Origin of the sequence: Crocosphaera chwakensis CCY0110 (genome assembly GCF_000169335.1) — a bacterium.
Classification (GTDB): domain Bacteria; phylum Cyanobacteriota; class Cyanobacteriia; order Cyanobacteriales; family Microcystaceae; genus Crocosphaera; species Crocosphaera chwakensis.
On sequence record NZ_AAXW01000082.1, the window covers coordinates 1 to 18,588 of the forward strand.

The 18,588-nt window shown below is 37.1% G+C and carries 18 protein-coding genes and 1 pseudogene; 14 read left to right on the forward strand and 5 right to left on the reverse strand.

Annotated features, from left to right (window positions below):
• Positions 1 to 204, forward strand: a pseudogene (locus CY0110_RS25190) (ferritin-like domain-containing protein); the annotation flags it as partial.
• 24 nt (positions 205 to 228) lie between these two features.
• Here CY0110_RS25190 and CY0110_RS25195 read toward each other — a convergent pair.
• The gene (locus CY0110_RS25195) at positions 229 to 2,355 is read right to left on the reverse strand and encodes a CHAT domain-containing protein (RefSeq protein ID WP_008278457.1); all 2,127 of its coding nucleotides are present in this window, start codon (positions 2,353 to 2,355) and stop codon (positions 229 to 231) included.
• A 27-nt stretch (positions 2,356 to 2,382) separates the two neighbouring features.
• Between CY0110_RS25195 and CY0110_RS25200 the strand changes: the two genes are divergently transcribed.
• The 13 genes from CY0110_RS25200 to CY0110_RS25260 all read left to right on the forward strand — a co-directional run bounded on the left by CY0110_RS25200 (position 2,383) and on the right by CY0110_RS25260 (position 12,870).
• Entirely contained in the window at positions 2,383 to 2,904 is a 522-nt protein-coding gene (locus tag CY0110_RS25200) for a hypothetical protein (RefSeq protein ID WP_008278458.1), read from the forward strand.
• Positions 2,876 to 4,132: a CHASE2 domain-containing protein gene (locus tag CY0110_RS25205; RefSeq protein WP_008278459.1), complete on the forward strand. Its 1,257-nt coding sequence runs from the start codon at positions 2,876 to 2,878 to the stop codon at positions 4,130 to 4,132. The genes CY0110_RS25200 and CY0110_RS25205 overlap by 29 nt, the downstream gene beginning before the upstream one ends.
• 56 nt (positions 4,133 to 4,188) lie before the next feature.
• Positions 4,189 to 4,854, forward strand: coding sequence for a hypothetical protein (locus CY0110_RS25210; RefSeq protein ID WP_008278460.1), 666 nt, complete (start codon positions 4,189 to 4,191; stop codon positions 4,852 to 4,854).
• A 32-nt stretch (positions 4,855 to 4,886) separates the two neighbouring features.
• Entirely contained in the window at positions 4,887 to 5,615 is a 729-nt protein-coding gene (locus tag CY0110_RS25215; RefSeq protein ID WP_008278461.1) for a hypothetical protein, read from the forward strand.
• Complete coding sequence (locus tag CY0110_RS25220; RefSeq protein WP_008278462.1) at positions 5,616 to 6,458, forward strand: hypothetical protein; 843 nt, start codon at positions 5,616 to 5,618, stop codon at positions 6,456 to 6,458.
• A gap of 166 nt (positions 6,459 to 6,624) precedes the next feature.
• Positions 6,625 to 6,993, forward strand: a complete 369-nt coding sequence (locus CY0110_RS25225; protein ID WP_008278463.1) for a hypothetical protein — start codon at positions 6,625 to 6,627, stop codon at positions 6,991 to 6,993.
• 211 nt (positions 6,994 to 7,204) lie between these two features.
• Positions 7,205 to 8,410: a tyrosine-type recombinase/integrase gene (locus CY0110_RS25230; RefSeq protein ID WP_008278464.1), complete on the forward strand. Its 1,206-nt coding sequence runs from the start codon at positions 7,205 to 7,207 to the stop codon at positions 8,408 to 8,410.
• A gap of 79 nt (positions 8,411 to 8,489) precedes the next feature.
• Positions 8,490 to 8,969, forward strand: a complete 480-nt coding sequence (locus CY0110_RS25235) for a phosphatase PAP2 family protein (protein WP_008278465.1) — start codon at positions 8,490 to 8,492, stop codon at positions 8,967 to 8,969.
• A gap of 29 nt (positions 8,970 to 8,998) precedes the next feature.
• Entirely contained in the window at positions 8,999 to 10,459 is a 1,461-nt protein-coding gene (locus CY0110_RS25240; RefSeq protein ID WP_008278466.1) for a DEAD/DEAH box helicase, read from the forward strand.
• Positions 10,460 to 10,514: 55 nt separating this feature from the next.
• Entirely contained in the window at positions 10,515 to 11,186 is a 672-nt protein-coding gene (locus CY0110_RS25245) for an SOS response-associated peptidase (protein WP_008278467.1), read from the forward strand.
• Positions 11,186 to 12,340 carry an exodeoxyribonuclease VII large subunit gene (gene xseA / locus CY0110_RS25250; RefSeq protein WP_008278468.1) on the forward strand — a complete coding sequence of 385 codons (1,155 nt, stop codon included), beginning with the start codon at positions 11,186 to 11,188 and terminating at the stop codon, positions 12,338 to 12,340. The genes CY0110_RS25245 and xseA overlap by 1 nt, the downstream gene beginning before the upstream one ends.
• Positions 12,341 to 12,344: 4 nt before the next feature.
• On the forward strand, positions 12,345 to 12,572 hold the full coding sequence (xseB, locus tag CY0110_RS25255) for an exodeoxyribonuclease VII small subunit (protein WP_008278469.1): 228 nt from the start codon (positions 12,345 to 12,347) through the stop codon (positions 12,570 to 12,572).
• A 34-nt stretch (positions 12,573 to 12,606) separates the two neighbouring features.
• Positions 12,607 to 12,870 carry a hypothetical protein gene (locus CY0110_RS25260; RefSeq protein ID WP_035800666.1) on the forward strand — a complete coding sequence of 88 codons (264 nt, stop codon included), beginning with the start codon at positions 12,607 to 12,609 and terminating at the stop codon, positions 12,868 to 12,870.
• Here the strand turns inward: CY0110_RS25260 and topA are convergent.
• From topA to CY0110_RS25280, 4 genes are all read right to left on the reverse strand, one after another.
• Positions 12,862 to 14,979 (reverse strand): type I DNA topoisomerase, encoded by a 2,118-nt coding sequence (gene topA / locus CY0110_RS25265; protein ID WP_008278471.1) that lies wholly within the window; start codon positions 14,977 to 14,979, stop codon positions 12,862 to 12,864. The genes CY0110_RS25260 and topA overlap by 9 nt on opposite strands.
• A gap of 2 nt (positions 14,980 to 14,981) precedes the next feature.
• Positions 14,982 to 15,308, reverse strand: coding sequence for a helix-turn-helix transcriptional regulator (locus CY0110_RS25270; RefSeq protein WP_008278472.1), 327 nt, complete (start codon positions 15,306 to 15,308; stop codon positions 14,982 to 14,984).
• Between the two features lie 306 nt (positions 15,309 to 15,614).
• Positions 15,615 to 17,090 carry an ATP-binding protein gene (locus CY0110_RS25275; RefSeq protein WP_008278473.1) on the reverse strand — a complete coding sequence of 492 codons (1,476 nt, stop codon included), beginning with the start codon at positions 17,088 to 17,090 and terminating at the stop codon, positions 15,615 to 15,617.
• A gap of 16 nt (positions 17,091 to 17,106) precedes the next feature.
• On the reverse strand, positions 17,107 to 18,528 hold the full coding sequence (locus CY0110_RS25280) for a hypothetical protein (RefSeq protein ID WP_008278474.1): 1,422 nt from the start codon (positions 18,526 to 18,528) through the stop codon (positions 17,107 to 17,109).
• Positions 18,529 to 18,588 lie beyond the last annotated feature (60 nt).

Below are 18,588 nucleotides of genomic sequence, written 5' to 3' on the forward strand. Positions count from 1 at the left end.
GCGAAAGCTTTGCCAGAAGACAATCTTCAAGAACGCAAATTGAAAATGGGTTTGTTGAGTATAGCGAAGGATGAAGCTAGGCACGCTAATTATTTACATGAAGTGCTAAAAAGAGAGTCCCCCAAAGTTGAAGAAATTCTTGACTTTTGGCAAGCTCGCCACGCAAAAGCTCTATGGGCAATGGCAAATCATATTAATTTCTAATCGAATTAGTAAATTTAGAAAAAATCATGAAATCAGAATATAATTAGCCCAGTTAGTAGGGTTAATATTTTTTTCGATTTGTTCTTTTTGTGCTTGTTGTAATGCCTTTGCTACTGAATTATTTTCTAACCAAGATTGATAAAAGGAACGAAAGAATTCGACGCTATTTTTATCATCTGCCAACCACAAAGAGCCTAAAACACTAGAAATTCCAGCACGAAGCCCAATTCCTGCAACCCCTAATGTAGCATATCGCGAACCTGAAGCTGTCTCACAAGCACTAAGAGATAAATGTTTAATCAACGCTTTTCTTTGGTTTAACAAATTATCAAATTCAAATAAGTTTAAAACTTCCGTTCCTGTTTGAATTTTAACTTCTTCAGATAGCCCAGAAAATCGGCTATGACTAGCTAAATGCAAAATTTCATAATTTTGTTGAGCAAGATTATTTTCTAAAGCTTTAGGAGTAAAAGACTTATTAATTAATCGTGTGCCTCCAATAAGTTCTTGAATAAGTTTTGTTTCTTGTAGCACTCCTGGAAGCGCATTGGGAAAAGTTGACGTAGGTTCAGAAGAACCTACAATTAAGGCATTTTTGGGTTGTGTTGTAAGTAAAGAGCCTCCCAAATCTAAGGAGTAGCTAATAAGATAATTTTCTATTAAGTATTGTTGAGAATCCTTATTAAAAAGACCACTCATAGGAATATTACGAAGTAAACTATCTTGAACAAAAACTATGTGTTCAATATTCCTCAATTCGAGTTCAATTTTTATTGGCTTAATTAATATTTCATATAAATTTTTACTGCCTGGACGATAGTTACCATAAAAAGCATCGGTAAGATTTTTACGCCACTCTGAAACAATTTGTTTTAAGTCATCACCTTTTATTCCAAGCTCAATCAGTTGATAAGAACTATCAGAAAACTTCATGATTTCGTAGGAATTCTCAGGTAATAAAAGAGTGTATATCAAAACATCTTCAGCTTTTTGAGTTATTGGAGAGTCGAATTCAATTTGACATATATCTCCAAAGAAATTATCTAACTCAGCTAATTGATTAAGACGAATAATCTCAATAGTTTCGGACAAAGCTTCTTGAGAGACAACAGGTTGGCTTAATAAAAAGGATAAAAAATCTCGCAATAACGGATCAATAGTGTCAAAAAAAAGGTTTTGTCCCACTGGACTTCCAGCCAAATCAGCCCTTAAAGTTTTTACAGTATTAACAGCATTACGGTATGCTACATTAGCTTGTGCTGATTGGTCTAATTTTTCGTAAACTCTAGCTGAAAGCCACTGTCCTTGGATACTTCCCAACCAATCTTGAACTTCCTCAGAAGCCCAGATAACGCGATAACTAGCTTCTAAAGCCTTTTCATATAAACCTTTTTGTTCGTAATATTCTCCCAATGCTTTCCATGTCCAAGATAAGCTAAGGGGATCTTGCGTCTCCAAAGCAACGTCAACAGCTTTTTTGATTATGGGGTAAGAATTTGGACTAAGTTTAGCCAATTCTAATAAAAATTCAGCTTTATCACGAGAAGTAGACAAAGACTCTATTTGACCAGTGAGAGTAGATAAATCAACTAAATTGCCCGAAATTTTTCCTAAATTAAGGGAGGCTCGAATTTGATCTCTAAGAGAATTTGATGCCGAAAGCTGTACTGCTTCAGTGGCTAACTCTGTAGCTACAGTTTGATCGCTATTTACTATTTTTAAAAATTCATCTCGACGCTCAAGATCCTCACTGGCTAAGAAAGAGTAAATTTTGGCTCTCCCTAGAGTTGCTTGGACATAATTATCTAGCAAAGGTAGATAATTATTAGTTTGTTTCCCGAAATCTTGTTGATAAAGGTCACTATAAATTTTAATAGCTCGATTATATAGTCCTTGTCGGAGAAATAAGTTGGCAGTAATGGCTTGATAATACGGATAAGCTTGTTTTGATAATTTTCCTTCAAGGGATTCAAGCATGGTAGAAGCTAGATTAAAATTGCCTTGATCAATTAATTTTTGAGCTTGGTTCAAGTTAAGGAGTAGATCCTCAGTTGAGGTTGAGACAGCACGTAAAGGAAATGTGACTACCAATAATGCAACTAAGCAAAAAAGAACTATTGAACGACGATAGCGATAAAATAAACCAGACATTCACAAATTTAGATAGTAAATTTATTTATGGCTAAAAAAAGAGTATGGTTTTATATTATAGTTTTTTCATCTGTATTTCTCATGGGTTACGAGCCACCTGAGCAACAAAGAGATTCCGAACGTACCAGTGCAAGTAGCACTAGAGGATGTGTAGTTAAACAAGGAGAACTCTCGCTAATTGGGACTAATCCATTAACGACTCAACTGAGTCAACCCATTTTATTATTTGAAATTAAACCGGCTTCTCCTGAAGAAACTTTTTTAGTGGTAGTTAGGGACAAAGACTTAAACGTAGTTTTTGAAAGAAAAATTGTTGTAAGTCAAGAACAATATATTCCCATTAAATTATCGTCACAATTAGTTAAATCTGAAAACTATAATGTGGTAGCAGGACTTCTGTGTGACAATAAAATTCGGCACGCTAAGATATTATCAGTAGATTTGAGCAAAGTTGATTACGAGACAGCTTCGGATCAACTGATTCAACTGTATCTTGAGGGAAAACCTGAAATAGAATTTGATGCCAAAGAAGATCAAGAGCAAAATTAATAGGCTTTTTTGTCTAAAGTTATTAATAACAATTTCAGTCACTATAACTACTATTGGGATTCGGCATTTAGGAGGACTTCAATGGCTAGAGTGGTTAGCGGTTGATTTATTGTTCAAATTACAGCCGTATGAGGGCATTGATCGACGGATAGTCTTGGTTGGCGAAACTGAAGAGGATATTCAAGCCTTACAATCAGCACAAATAAGCGATCGCACAATGGCACAATTGCTGAGAATAATTGAACAACAAGAGCCAATAGCCATAGGCTTAGATTTTTTTCGAGATCAGCCAGTGGGGGAAGGAAGAGAACAACTTTTGGAACTATTTGAGGCAAATACTAATTTTTATGGGGTAGGAAAACAAACAGGAGATAAGGAAAATCCAGTTTTCGCACCAGTAGCACCCCCTCCAATTAATCCAAACCAAGTAACAGAAGTCGCTGTGCAGACGGATAGTGATGGGGTATTAAGACGAATGTTTCTCTTTCCCCAAACTAAACCACCTGCTCTGCCAAATTTGGGATTGGTTTTAGCTTACGAATATTTAGCTGAGCAAGAAATTTACCCAGAAGCAGGAGAAAAAGGCTGGCTAAAGCTAAATCAAGCCACGTTCTGGCCATTCCGTAATTCATCGGGGCCATACACTCAAATCGATGACGGTAGCTATCAAATTTTTCTTAATTGGCGAAATGTAGAATTTGAGTTCGTATCAATATCTGATGTGTTGAGTGAAAATATTAAACCTTCTATTTTCAAAGATAAATTGGTAATTATCGGCTCTTATGCTTCGAGTAAAAAGGACTATTTTTTAACACCTTATAGTCGTTCTTTATCTTCTTCTCCTGAACCTATGTTCGGAATGGAAATTCAAGCACAATTAGCTTCTGTTCTTATTAGTAACGCTTTAGGAGAGAAACCTTTAATTAAATTTGTTAACGAATTAGAAATTAGTATTTGGTTAGTCGTTTTCGGAATTATTATCTGTTTTTGTATAAATCAATTTCGTTATCAATCGAAATCATTAACTCTTTTCTTACTAACGACTTCTATGATAATAGCCATTATTAGTTATAGTTTATTTATTTTGGGAATTTGGATTCCTATTATTCCTACTTTAATTTTACTTTGGAGTTTAGGAATAATTTTAGCTATTTTTGATTATGAATGGCAGCAAAAAAAACAAAAAGAAGAAATTTTAGCTCTTAATAAGCGATTAAAAAGAAAATAGATGAACGACAATTTTATAAAGATTATGTAGTCTTATCAACTCCATTTGAGGAATTTTTGACAGAAAATTTACAATATATTTCTAATTCTAAATACCTAATTTCAACTGAGGAACAAATATTAACAGAAAAAATTAATCAATTCGTCTCCAACCCTAAGAATAAAATAAAAATAGATCAAAGTATTTCTCAATTAACGATATATTATCAACAAATATTAGAAAAAATAGAATATGTAAGTCAAAAAATGGCTATATATTTTCCTACACTAGACTCGTTAGCTTCTTTAACCTATAAAGAAGCTAACTTACCTCAAGGATTAGTTGAAACTCAATGCTTAATAGATGAAATAATTAATTCTATTAGGCGAATAATTTATCAAGAATATGGTGTGGATTTATTAGATTTGATAAAAGTAGAGATTATTTCTACCTCTACTTTTATAAGAGAAACACACAAATTATTAATTATTTTTAATCGAATTTTCGACGACATTTTTTTAAGTCATCAAATAGAAGAAAAGGAATATCCGCTAATGGAAATTAAGGTGTCTAATTTAGATTTAACTTATTTAGTTATAGAGTTGAAAATTCAATCAGTTTATGCGCCTAATAATTTCACTCTTTATTTTTGTGAGCAACTTATTGAGTATTATTCAGGACAAATTCGGCTTGAGTGTTTAGAAAAGGAGATTAATTGGATTATAAAAATACCTATCTACTAAAAAGAAAAAGGTAAAAACTAATAGTAAAAAAAATGATGAACAAACAGAAACAAGACTTAAAATTACCCCCAATTGTACCGGGAGCCAAAGAAGAATTAGAGCAAGCGATCATGTTACTCGGAAATCGTGTACAGGGGGAATTAAACAAGAAAAACAAGAAGAAATTGATAAGATTAATAGGGGAGTATCCTACTGTAAACATAGCATACGAATGGAAAATATCCCTAAAACAAGTGCTAAAAAGGGTTTCCCTACCACCATCACCCGGCCCCGAACCTGAGCCGAATGTAACCTATACTTGTTCATTAAAACGAAAACATTATATCGATCAATTTGAGGTAGTAACAGGAACTTTCGGAGAAACAAAGATAATATTAGAATACCTGAAATATAAACTACAAGATTACTATTTAGACGATGAGGAACGCTACGACGAACGTTTCCTTAAACAGCTACGGTATTGGTATCAATGGTTTCCGTATCATATAAGAGAAAGAGAATTCAGTAAGAAAATACTTGAGGTGTGTCTAGCCGAAGAATTGACAGAGGATGCTTTTTATTTTGACTATAGAGAATATAAATATGATATGTCTAAACAAAGGATAACGGCTCCTGATGCCCCTGAATTTGTCGAACCGTTATTACGATGGGCATTATCAAAAGTAGATTGGAAACTATTAACAAAGCAGTTATTGAAGATGTTTAATATGGACGAGGCAGAACTATTTAATGAGAAGTTAATGAAACGGGGGTATCGCTAAATGTCTATGTTCTGTTATAAAGAACTTTTGTTTCAACTAACTCATAAAGTAGATGAATATAAAGTAGAAGGATATATAGAAGGAACTTTTTACCCTGAGACTCCGAACCAAGAAATAACTCCAGTTGTTGGGAGGTTAGTCACATTAGATAAACTTGCCTTCCCTGCTTTCATGAGTTTAAGTTGCTGGAAAAAGATTCAAGAAAGGAAGGATTTTACCGAAGATAAGGCTTATTACTGGTTTTTGTATTTTCACACAAAAAGGAATAAAGAAATATCAGAAGTCCAGTTAATAAGACCAAAAATAGATAAGCCTTATTTAGTTGATTTTGGAGGAGAAGTATTTAAGGCAAATGTAGATTATATGCGAATAAGAGGAACAATTAAAACAATTTTCAAAAAGTCTTTTTCAATTCAAGTAGAATGTCAAACCCATTATGAAAAAGATTTATTATATAAGCCTTTCACCCTAAAAATAGAGGGGACATTACCTCCTGAAGCCAACCCAGGAGAATTTTGGGATGTTGTAGGCGTTAGGAATGGTAAAGTGTGGACGTTGATAAAAGCTGAGATAGCCGATGAAAATAAACTCATGGAATTAAAGATGAACCGAAGAGAAATATTGCGTAATTTGTTATTAGAAAAAACTGAGATAGAACAAGTACCAAAGTATCTAAAAATTCCCATCAATCCAACTCAATTTAAAAAGACTCCTCCTAAGCAATTGCAACCTAAGAAGAAGAAGAAGAAGAAGAAGAGAAAGCTTAAACCTAAACCTAAACCTAAAATTCGTCCTATCTTGAAAGAAAAAGATAGTACGGAAAAAAAGTTTCGGTTGTATTAAGAGAGTGAAAGCAAAATTTTTTGATTGATTTTTTATTGTTTGAAATGGTTGTATTTATTGAATTTAAACCGCTAATAAAAGTTAAATAAAAATAGATTTTTATTTTATTAAAATAACTTTTTATGCTATAATAAAAGATAATATTATTAAAAATTTATTGTTAAGTATGGCTAATTCAGACCCATCAAGATTAGATAGAATTGAAGCATTAGTAGAAAAAATAGGACAAAGAGTTGATTCTAATGCTCGTGCGATAGAGGCGTTATCTGAAAGTAATGCCGAAGCTCAAAGAGAAAGGGCTAGGGTATATGAAATAATGGCAGAATTGGCACAATCTCATGCAGATTTAGCTGAATCCCATGCTACGATTGCTAAAGCCCAAGCTAGACTAGCACAGTCTAATGCAGATACCAAGAAAGAAATGTATCGGATGATGGGGAATTTTGAGCAGCAAAATCAACAACTATCAAAAAGACAAGGTGAAATAGTTGATATCCTGAAGCTTTTGGTAAATAAGCAATCAAATCAAGAATAGCGATCGCCTATCTCCTTTTTCAAAACATTTATACTAACCAACAACGGATCGTGGGAAAAAAATTAGAAGCATAATCTAGCACAGAATACAGGGTGTCACTCTCGAATCATTAAAAGAGTCCGAGAACGTTTCTTTTCGGACTCTTTTTGTTGCTAAAATTATCTCTGTGTGAGGATCTTGGCTTTTTTATCATTCCCCCCTGGTGGCTCCTATGTCTAACCTCGTTTCTACCCACTCGGCAAAACCAGTCCTGTTTGAAGATACCCAAATCATCGACTTCTTCAAGGATTTCTTAGAAACAGACGTAGGCAACGGCAAAGCAGCCGACGATACCCAACGTACTTACCTCTGCCACCTCAAGCAATTTGTTCATTGGTGTCAAAACCAGACCCTCAATCCCGTTGAAGCCACTTTCGCCAACCTCAAACGCTTCCGCCGTTGGTTAGTTAAAGAGCAACAATACCAAACCGCTACGATTTCCTTGAAACTCGCTGTCCTTCGTCGCTTTTACGACGCACTCCTCGAAAACGAATACATCAGCTTCAATCCAGCCCTCAGACTTCGCCCCCCTACAGAAGTAAGAGATCCAGCAGCCACAATTAATTTTCTCGAAAATGAGGAGATGAATCGGTTACTTGATAGTCTCCCGACTGAAAACACAGTCCATGCCCTACGCGATCGCCTCTTAATATCGCTGATGGTTCTCCAGGGATGCCGAACGGTGGATCTGCACCGAGTCACAATGGAAAACATGGTGAAAAATGGCAAAAATATAGGCTTGCGTGTATCATCAAAACGCCATACAAGGGTCGTGCCGTTAACCCCCGACTTGGCCAAGTTGCTCCGGCGTTACTTGAGGGCAAGAAGAAAAGCAGGGGAAACCATAACCGACGAAACCCCCTTGTTCATCTCTGTAGCCCGTAACAATGAAGAACAAGACAAACCCTTGAGCCGGCGTTCCTTTCGGCGGATCGTGGACAAATATCTCGGTGTGATCGGCTTAAAAGAATTACCCTGTCCCAAAACTCTCAAAAAGCTGACTGGGAGCCAAGAAAAGAGTAATCTACCCACAAAAGCCAGGGAGTTTTCACAGCATAAGCCCAAACCCAGGAAGTTGAGCGCACACTCGTTGAGACACACGGCAGCAACACTGGCCTTGAGAGCAGGGGCAACATTAGAACAAGTGCAGGATTTACTGGGCCATACTGACCCCAAAACCACCATGATCTACGCTCACATAGGCGATCGCTGGTTGCATAATCCGGCACTGTTATTGTCGGTGAATAAGCCGAAATTAGAGGAGAATCTGATTAGAAGGCTCCAAAGACTGCAACAATCATTAAGACGGACGAATCCGCTTGAGCTAACTCTCAATGAAGAAGAAACGCTGAGGATTTTGGAAACAGTATGTGCTTGAAACTAAACTAAGGATTAGTCTTTATAATATGGACTGTAAGATTAATTTGAAGAGATGAGTCGTTATTATTTTGTTATCGATGAGCAACAAAATTAGGTCTTATTTACGGATTTTTTTGACTATTTTTGGGATAAAAGCATTAACAATTTGTTTTGTTATTTTAGTAACTATTACAAAGTTATCTAAGAATGTAATCGACAAAAAAAACTACAGATTAGATGAATCTTTTTTACTGTGGATTTATCAGTGGTCTAATCCGAAATTAGACAAAATAATGTTAATGATTACTCACTTAGGTGATTTTAATGTTGTGATAATAGTAATAACGATAACCCTGAGTATATTGTTACAGAAATCCTATTATCAAGAAGCTAAATTTTTTATGATAGCTTGTTTTGGACATCCGATACTGGCTGATGGCATGAAGTTGTTACATGGCAAACCTCGCCCAAAATTATGGACTCATCTGGTCGAAGCAGGTTCATTTAGTTTTCCTAGTGGACACGCCGTAGGTGCAGTTTTAAAAATCAAAAAATTACCTGTGAATTCTGCTTGCTAGAACCTCGATAAATAAGGTAGTGTTGATCAATGGCACGACCTTCACTCTTAACGTATGATCGCGGGACATTAATTCTTCATCCACCCCCAAGGGGCAAAGCTTGGATAGATTTGGCAACTTGGGATGACCGCATTGAGAAGTTCCGTGTACCGGCTATCTACTATCGTCGTTTGATTGAAACTTTTGAGGGGAGTGAAGTTAGTTTTGTTGATGAAGCCAACGGATTTTTCCCATTAGACCTAACCCCTAGTTTTGAGCGAGAACCCTATCCTCATCAAAAAGAATCTTTGCAAGCTTGGAAGCAAGGCCAACGACAAGGAGTGGTGGTGCTACCAACAGCAGCAGGGAAAACTTATTTAGCCCAGTTAGCGATGGTGGCCACTCCTCGAACGACGCTGATTGTCGTGCCAACGTTGGATTTAATGCACCAATGGTATGCTCAGATGTTGGCAGCTTTTCCTGAAATTGAGATAGGTTTATTGGGAGGAGGCTCACGCGATCGCAGTCCCATCCTCATTGCCACTTATAATAGTGCAGCCATTCATGCCGAAGCGTTAGGAAATCGTTATGCTTTGCAAATTTTCGATGAATGTCATCATTTACCGACGGATTTTTTTAGAGTGATTGCAGAATATTCCATTGCACCCTATCGGTTAGGATTGACGGCCACCCCAGAAAGGTCTGATGGTAGTCATCGTGATCTAGATACGTTAATCGGGGAGGTAGTTTACCGCAAAGGAGTAAAAGACTTAGCAGGTGGAACTTTAGCCCAACATAAAGTAGTAGAAATAAAAGTTAAACTATCCCCTACCGAAAGGCAACGATACGATAAAGCCATTGAAATTCGGAATAAGTTTTTAAGGGAGTCTAATATTTCGTTAGGGAGTTTAAACGGCTGGCAAATTTTTGTGAAAGCCAGTGCTAGAAGTCCAGCCGGAAGAAGGGCAATGTTAGCCCATCGTGAAGCCAAAGAAATAGCTGCTGGTACAGATGGCAAACTACGAGTTTTAACTGAATTAATTTGTGAACACCATCAAGATTCTATATTAATTTTTACCAATGATAATGCAACAGTTTATCGGATTTCAGAAGAGTTCTTAATTCCGGCCATTACTCATCAAACTCCTGTCAAAGAACGCCACGATATTCTAAGTCGTTTTAGAGAAGGGATTTATAAAAGTTTAGTGACTTCCCATGTTTTAAATGAAGGAGTTGATGTGCCTGATGTGAAAGTAGCAATCATCCTTTCAGGCACAAGTTCAGCAAGAGAATATGTGCAGAGATTAGGTCGTATCCTCCGTAAAGGGACAGAACTAAATAAGTTAGCAACCCTTTATGAAATTGTGGCAGAAGATACCAGTGAAGAACGGACATCTCAACGAAGAAAAGAAACCACTCCCTCACCAAGAAAGCAACAGTTAGAGTTGTTTCCCTCTCCTGAAGTTAAAGAAAATAATAATCAACAAAAACCACAGGATTATCCCTTTTAAAAATTCATTTGTGTAAAATTAAGATACTTGTATTTAGCCAAAAAAAATCTTTCTAATGTGTGGTAGATTTAGCTTAACGATTTCAGGAGAGGAGATAGCAAAATACTTCCAAGTCTCACAGGTTCAAGATTGGTCGCCTCGCTACAACATAGCCCCATCACAAGAGATACTGACTATTGTAGAGACATCAAAAAGCCAAAGACAGTTAAAGGCCATGAAGTGGGGCTTAATCCCTAGTTGGGCTAAGAATGACAAAACTGGTAGTAAGCTGATCAATGCTAGAGGGGAAACCGTCGCCGAAAAACCTTCTTTTCGTAATGCTTTCAAACACCGTCGATGTCTAATTATTGCAGATGGTTTTTATGAGTGGCAAAATGTAGGCAAAAATAAGCAACCCTACTACATACACCTCAAAAATAGACAACCCTTTGCCTTTGCTGGACTTTGGGAAGTATCGAATTCAGAACAAACAGAAGAGGTCTTGTCTTGCTGTATTATTACCACAGAGGCTAATGAGTTAATGAAACCGCTTCATCACAGAATGCCAGTAATCCTTTCTCGTGATGTTTACTCTCAATGGCTAGACCACAATGTTTTTGATAGGGAAATCCTTGAGAGTTTTCTGACTCCTTACGGGAGTGATGCAATGTTGGCTTATCAAGTTACTCAAAAAGTTAATCGTCCAACGAATGATCACCCTGATTGCGTTGAACCAATAGTTAACTAATGATTGAAAATATAGAGACAGCATTATCGGTCACAGGATTAACAGAATATATCAAGTTACTTTTAGAAGAAGATCCCCAACTAATTCAAGTCTGGGTCACAGGGGAAGTATCGAGTCTCCATGAACATCGGGTAGGTTTATTTTTTACCCTAAGTGATAGTCAAGGGCAAGCAACAATAAAGTGTGTAGTTTGGAACTCCCAAAAAGAGCGATTACTTGAGTTACCCAAACTGGGGTCAGAAATTCTCGTAATGGGGAATGTGCGTCTTTATGCCAAAAAAGGAGAATATCAACTAACAGTATCCCAAGTTTTAGCCACAGGAGAGGGACTCCAGGCACTCCGCTATCAACAGCTAAAAAACAGATTAGCGAGTGAGGGATTATTTGAGAAGCATCTCAAGCGATCGCTTCCCTCATTCCCTAAAATAATAGCAGTTGTCACCGCAACAACCGCAGCAGCCTGGGGAGATATTCAAAAAACATTAAGCCACAGAAATCCAGGGGTAAAGGTGTTGTTCTCCCCGGCAACAGTTCAAGGGAAAGAAGCTCCATCTTCTATTGTGAAGGCCATCGAACGAGTAAATATTGATGGACGAGCGGAATTAATTATTTTAGCCAGGGGAGGGGGAGCCGTAGAAGATTTGTTCTGTTTTAATGATGAAAGGGTTGTTAGAGCGATCTCCGTGTCCTCTATTCCAATCATTACGGGGATTGGCCACCAACGGGACGAAACCTTAGCCGACTTAGTAGCAGATGTTAATGCACATACACCCACGGCAGCAGCAGAAATGGCCGTTCCCTCCTATGAAGTGATGCTAATAGAACATCAACAGCGCAAAGAACGCTTAGTTGCTAGTCTCAAGCAAAGACTCAGATATGAATCAGACCAATTAGCATCATTGAAAAACCGTCTCAAAAATCTTTCGGTTAATGCAGCCTCGATAAGAGAAGCGAGGGTCAAAACTCTGATGTTAAAGGAAAAATTAGAAGCTCTAGATCCTCATGCTGTTTTGAAAAGGGGTTTTTCTGTAGTGCGACAAACCGATGGAGAAATTATCCGAGATAGTAATCAGTTAATAGAAGGACAAGAATTAACGATACAATTACCCCAAGGAACGATTAAAATAAAAGTCACTGAAATTTTGTCAGAGTAATGTAATGGTTTTTCCGAAAGAAAGCAAAGATTGGAATTACGAAACAGCAATTTCCTCTGTAGAAGAAATGATCCAGAAGATAGAATCGGGGGATTTACCCTTAGAAACAGTATTTTCTCAGTTTGAACTAGCTGTAGAACAAGTCAATCAATGTGAGCAATTTCTTAATCAAGGAATGGGAAAAATGAATTTGATGATAGAAACCCTAGAAGATTGCGAAGAAGAATTTTGAAATAGAATACAAAAAAATTCATTAGTCAAAAAAAATGATGAACGGAAAACAAAAACAAAATATCGTTGAATCAGCCATAAGTTGGGGGATCTGCATCGTCAGCCTATTTTTAGGAGTAGGTTTGATGATTCCCTTCGTTACAGGGAATATATCGTTTCAAGAACATTTTGAGATTGTCGTGGTTAGTGTTGTGTTATTAGCAGATAGTTTAATATTTTTCCCACCATTCGAGTGTAGGAACTTATGGAAATATATGGCTATAGGTTTGACTTTAGCGGTATTTTACGGACTATTCTAAGATCCCGTATTTTTTACTCCACCACTTTTCATCTTTCGTCATAAAAAAAGCCACATCTTTATGGCGACTATCTTTAACTCCTTTAGAATTAGAGCAACGCAGCATAACCTTGTCTTGTCCATCTTTTTGGTAAGAATATTCTTGCAAGGGCTTACTACAAACAGGACAAGAATACTGCGTTAATTCCTCCCCAGAATTCGGTTTAGACTCCCCAGGTTGTACCCACTTATTCAGTTTTTTGTCGAAGAACATAACAACATCGCAGTCGTCTTGACACTTAAGGAAATAGGGAACCGTCAACTTTTTAGACTTGGATGGAATTTTACTCAAAGGTTTCTGGCACTGAGGACAGCACACATCAGATTTTTCTCTAACGGTAGTCGTATTATTATTAGCTGGTTTACCACCCAATGCTTCCCATGCCTTGTTTAAAGTGGGGTCAAAATATTCTTGATTCCAGGTAGTTAAATATTTCTGCCAATCTTGTTGACCAGAGGCGATCGCATCAAAAGTTCCCTCCATTTGTGCAGTGAATTCAGCTTGCAGTAGTTCCGGAAGCATCTTACCCAAAAACTCATCAACGTCCAAACCCAAAGGAGTCGGAAGTAGCTTGCCTTTGGTTAACTTAACGTACTCCCGTTGTTTGAGGGTTTTAACCGTAGGGGCATAAGTCGATGGTCGGCCAATGCCTTTTTTCTCCATTGCTTGTACCAGTTTTGGTTCAGTGTACCGTGGTGGGGGCTGCGTTTGTTTCTTATCATGACCAGCTTTATCTAAGGTTAAAGGCTGTCCCTGCTGTACTGTGGGAAGAACTGAATCATTGCTAATGTTGTTCCAATATTTGGTATAACCCTCGAACTGCATTACTTGTCCTTTGGCTAACCATTTCACTTCACCTGATTGGGTAATAATTTTGGTTTGTAGCAATCGTGCAGGATTGCACAGAGAAGCTACCGAACGCATCCAAATTATCAAGTACAGTTGAAACTGTTGATCATCAAGTTCTTGCTTTAACTGGGCTGAAGGACGAGTAATATCCGTAGGACGGATAGCTTCGTGTGCTTCCTGGGCATTCTTCGATTGACGATGTTTAACCAATTTCGAGGGCAAATTTTTGGGATCTTTTGCCTGTAACCATCGCCTAACCGACTGGCAAAACTCATCACTCAACGCCGTCGAGTCAGTCCTCATGTAAGTGATTAAGCCTTGTTCATAAAGATGTTGCGCTACTTTCATCGTCGTTTCAGGGTTCATCTTCAGACGGGAACCTGCTGCTTGTTGTAAAGTCGATGTAGTAAAGGGTGCAGGGGGTTTACGGTTTATGGTTTTTCCCTCCACTTGCAACACTTTATGGGGATTAGAACGAGCGATCGCACTTAAACGATCTGCGTCCGCTTCTGACAGAACACGACTAGACTCAACGGCTGCTTTGTCCCCACCTGCATCATCATTATCCAGAGAATTATCAGAGGGTTGTTCTTGTTGACCTAAATAAAAAGCCCGAAACCCCTCTTGATAATCAACCCAAACCGACCAATAATCGACAGGTTTAAAGTTAAGGATTTCTCGTTCTCGATGGCATAGAATATGAAGGGCTGCTGATTGTACACGCCCGACACTTTTGCCACCTTTGCCTTGTTTCCACAACAGAGGAGAACCACGATAGCCTACCAATTTATCTAAGCAAGCTCTAGCTAATCCTGCATCGACTAATTGTTGGTCTAGGGGACGGGGGTTTTTAACCGCAGCTAAGACCGCTTTTTCTGTTATTTCTTGATAGACCACTCGTTGGGGATTTTTCACCCCTAATTCTTGAGCTAAATGCCAAGCGATCGTTTCCCCTTCACGGTCAGGGTCAGAGGCAAAATAAACAGCATTGCTATTTTTAGCAACGGTTTTTAGTTCTTTAATGATTTTAGCTGCTTTGCTATTTCGAGGAACGAAACGACAATTAACCCCATTAGAGGTCAGAGTAAAACCGAGATTATCATCTCCATCACGGGCTAATTCTCTAACATGACCGAGACTGGCTTTAATGAGCCAGCCAGAGCCTAAGATTTGCTTGAGTTTTTTAATCTTATTGGGCGATTCGACGATGAGTAAGGGCATGGTCAATTATTTGATAAGTGGTTTTGGAAGGATTCAAGAGAATTCATAGGAAATAAACCACCGAGGAAAATAATAGAAAGAAGATGGCTATTATTATGAGCATTAAATTTTTCTCTCAGTCGGAGAAAATAATTTTTAATAGTATTAACGGATATATTAATACCTTCCGCCATTTCTTGGTAAGAATAACCCAAACTGAGCCATTCCAATAATTCTTGTTCTCTACGGGTTAGTCTAATTTGTTGACATTGTTGATGATAAAGAGAAATTCTTGAATTCGTTTCTTGTAGAGGAACTGATTGATTCTTAAAAGGAGTAGAAGAGGTCATCTCGTTTATCTAGTATTCAAAAAGTGAGTAATTTATAAAAAATCTCTAAAGGTGCATCGTAGATAAAATTAATTTATCAAAAAGTAACCTTAAATAGCAACAATTAATTAAGTTAAATCTTTTTTTTTCAGGTAAACTTAATATTTTCTTTATATTTTTGATATTAGTAGGGAAAAAAAGTTGAAAAACCAACTAATTTTTTAAAAAAAATAAGGAAAAAAGAGTTATAAATAAACCCCCTCGGTAATCGAAGGGGAATCAAGTCGTTAATAATAATTAATCAAAGAAAGTAAAGAAAGGATGATTTCAGCAAGCTTCACCCCAAAGATTAGTTTGAGGAGGAGCAAAAACGGAGTTATCAGGAGAAGAACTCGGTTCACTGACAAAACGGGCGCGGTTTTCCATCGCTAAAACTCGTTCAGTATCTCGAATATAAAGAGGAGTAATCAGAGAACGAGCTTGTAAAAAATCATCTATGTTTAAAGTAATAGAATCAACACCCGTATAAAATTTAGATTTAGCAGCTTTTTCAACGAGAGCTTGTAATTCAGCCCCAGTAAAATTTTGAGTACGGTTCAAAAGAATCGCCCATTGTTGTTGAGTTAAGGGAAAATAATTATCCCCTTGACTATAACGAGAATCAAAACGAGTAGCATGAAGTTTGAGAATTTCAAAGCGTTCGATCGCCTGGGGAAAGCCAACATAAAAAATGCGGTCAAAGCGGCCAGCACGGGTCAATTCAGGAGGCAAAGCATCAAGACGGTTTAAGGTAGCAATAACAAAAGTTTTAGTTTCCTTTTCTTGTAACCAAGTCAATAAAACCCCCAAAACTTCTTTAGAATTAGAACCTCCATTAAGAGCAGTATCAGGGTCAAAGAATTTATCAAATTCATCGAAGTAACAAACGGCAGGAGAAGCTGATTCAATCCGAATTAAAAGTTGTTTTAAATAGGCCGCCCCTTTAGATTTAATGATATCTACCCCAACACTAATTAAAGGGAAACCCAATTCAACCGCACAAATTTTGGCAGTAAACGTTTTACCCGTACCAGGGGGACCGGCAAATAACCAACCTTTGGGAAAAGGAATACCATTAACTTGAGCTTGTTCAGAATAATCGATGGCCACTTGAGATATTGCGGTTTTGATGCGATCTAGTCCCCCCACGGTAGAAAGGTTAGGAGTCGGAAGAAAATTTAAACCCAACGCTGAGAGTTGTTGTTGTTTAAAGGAGAGTAATTGAGGTTTAATTGCTTGATTTGGGTCAATTAAGCGTAAACCTGTTTTAATTTCAGCCGTGGATAAACCAGCTAAGGTAACGGCTAACACCTCGACTTCGCTCGGTGTCAAATTTTCGTCGGGTGTTCCTAGTTCGTTGCTTAAAAGGGTTTTAATATCAGATAGGTTGGGAAGTGGCCAATTAAGCGAAGGGATTAAAGGGAGTAAATAATCGGGTAAAGATTGACCAATGCCATTGGTGAGAATGAAGTAACACTTATCTATTTTTTGAGTGATTAGAGAGATTAGCCATTGAATAATTTGATATTGTTCAACACCAGAGAAACTGTCTAATAAAGTAGGAAATTCATCGAGTAAATAGAGTTTACCAGAGGTAATAAAAGGGAAATCCTGAGAACTAGAAATAGTTAAAGGAACTAATTCAACGCCCAAGCGGTCACTAAGTTGGTTGAATGAAGAGAAAACCAAAGGGCGATCGCTTAAAGGAAAATCAATAATTGTCGCTTGATAAACACCAAGTAATTTGAAAAGTTTTTCTATCATTTTTATAAGTAACCGGTTAACGACGACGAGAACGAGTGGGGGTAGGAGTCTGAGTAGAAGTAGGAGTCTGAACAGAAGATTTAGAAGGTTGTTGCTGAGAAGAAAATTGACGTTCAAAAAAAGTAAGATCAGCTTCAGTCATTAAATTGGTGGCGATGGGGGTATCACCTTGACGGGTTTGATGGTAAATAACACCACGTCCAGGTGCAGATATTTCCACATCCCCATTAAGATCAATGGCAAGGGTGTAAGAATGACCGGCTCGTCTAATAGATTGTTGTTGTTGTTGAGCCATTTGTACTAAAGTATCAGCGACCCGATTAGCTCTGGTCATTAAAGCAGGATTTTGTAGATGTTCTTGTCGATGTATATTAATCTTAAATTGCCCAAGATTCATAAGAGCTTTACTATCATCAGCCGTCAAATTGTTATTAATAATAGATAACCGTTTTTGTTGATTAACATCAAAAGTAAGGACAGGTTGATTATTAGCATTAAAGACAGTGTAACGATGTTGTTCTCCTAAAGGTTGGCGAATAATAGTATAACCATTTTCAGAAAAACGGTCATTTCCAGATTTAGCGTTTTTAGAGAATAAATAATAAAGTTTTTTGGCTACTTGTTTATGTTGATGTTCTTTAGCAAAATCAGAGAGCCATTGCCCACCTTTTTGAAAGGCTTGTTGCCACCATTTGACGTTATGAGGCTCTTGTTCTCTAACAGATTGAAGGTCAGGAGAAAGAGAATGACGTTGTTTATTGATACAATCTATAATTAATTTATTCAAATCCTGAGCAAGAGATTTATCTCGGATAAAATCAAGCTGCTCATTAATGACTTGAGTTCCCGTTTTTTGAGGAGAAGGAGTAATAGTATTTTTAGTAATTTTACCTTGTTGATCTGTAGATAAAAGAACTTGCTCAGAAAGAATCTTATCCCCTTGTTTTTCAAAGGAGCGAACTTGAATAGAAGGAGCAGAAGGAATAATAGTTCCTTCAGGTAAAGATTGAAGAATCTCAATTTGTGCTAATAATCGGTCAGAGTAATCAGTAGATTTTTTAGATTTAATCCCATCTTTATTCATCTCAATTTCATCAACGAACTTTCCATTTTGAGTGACTTTAAATAAAAGAGATGAGGGTTGTTCACTATTACTATGCTTTTTTTCTTTCTTTAAAGAAATCTGAGAAGAATTAGAATTATTCTGAGAAGAAGATGGAGTCAAGTTATTAGACGAAGGAGAGTAATTTCGACTGGGTTTAGCTGAGGAATAATTATTTTGTTTTGGGTCAGGTTGATAAGAATTTTCTGTGTTTTGAGTCTCTTCATTATTATCATCATTCCATTTCCTATCAAAAGGTAATGGTTTTATATTATGCAAAATATTCAGATAAACCTGCTGTATTTCTCTTGAATTATTATCATTAATGAATGTCATAATATCTCCTTAATTAATCAAAAGACCTTGAGCTAAATTACCGAGTCGATTTAATAAGAT

Bases quoted from the DNA above. Each gene is read 5' to 3' on its own strand.
- topA (WP_008278471.1), bottom strand. From the start codon at position 14,979: ATGCCCTTACTCATCGTCGAATCGCCCAATAAGATTAAAAAACTCAAG.
- CY0110_RS25245 (WP_008278467.1), top strand. From the start codon at position 10,515: ATGTGTGGTAGATTTAGCTTAACGATTTCAGGAGAGGAGATAGCAAAA.
- xseA (WP_008278468.1), top strand. From the start codon at position 11,186: ATGATTGAAAATATAGAGACAGCATTATCGGTCACAGGATTAACAGAA.
- CY0110_RS25235 (WP_008278465.1), top strand. From the start codon at position 8,490: ATGAGCAACAAAATTAGGTCTTATTTACGGATTTTTTTGACTATTTTT.
- CY0110_RS25275 (WP_008278473.1), bottom strand. From the start codon at position 17,090: ATGATAGAAAAACTTTTCAAATTACTTGGTGTTTATCAAGCGACAATT.
- CY0110_RS25205 (WP_008278459.1), top strand. From the start codon at position 2,876: ATGCCAAAGAAGATCAAGAGCAAAATTAATAGGCTTTTTTGTCTAAAG.
- CY0110_RS25260 (WP_035800666.1), top strand. From the start codon at position 12,607: ATGATGAACGGAAAACAAAAACAAAATATCGTTGAATCAGCCATAAGT.
- CY0110_RS25225 (WP_008278463.1), top strand. From the start codon at position 6,625: ATGGCTAATTCAGACCCATCAAGATTAGATAGAATTGAAGCATTAGTA.
- CY0110_RS25240 (WP_008278466.1), top strand. From the start codon at position 8,999: ATGGCACGACCTTCACTCTTAACGTATGATCGCGGGACATTAATTCTT.
- xseB (WP_008278469.1), top strand. From the start codon at position 12,345: ATGGTTTTTCCGAAAGAAAGCAAAGATTGGAATTACGAAACAGCAATT.
- CY0110_RS25270 (WP_008278472.1), bottom strand. From the start codon at position 15,308: ATGACCTCTTCTACTCCTTTTAAGAATCAATCAGTTCCTCTACAAGAA.
- CY0110_RS25280 (WP_008278474.1), bottom strand. From the start codon at position 18,528: ATGACATTCATTAATGATAATAATTCAAGAGAAATACAGCAGGTTTAT.
- CY0110_RS25200 (WP_008278458.1), top strand. From the start codon at position 2,383: ATGGCTAAAAAAAGAGTATGGTTTTATATTATAGTTTTTTCATCTGTA.
- CY0110_RS25220 (WP_008278462.1), top strand. From the start codon at position 5,616: ATGTCTATGTTCTGTTATAAAGAACTTTTGTTTCAACTAACTCATAAA.
- CY0110_RS25195 (WP_008278457.1), bottom strand. From the start codon at position 2,355: ATGTCTGGTTTATTTTATCGCTATCGTCGTTCAATAGTTCTTTTTTGC.
- CY0110_RS25230 (WP_008278464.1), top strand. From the start codon at position 7,205: ATGTCTAACCTCGTTTCTACCCACTCGGCAAAACCAGTCCTGTTTGAA.
- CY0110_RS25215 (WP_008278461.1), top strand. From the start codon at position 4,887: ATGATGAACAAACAGAAACAAGACTTAAAATTACCCCCAATTGTACCG.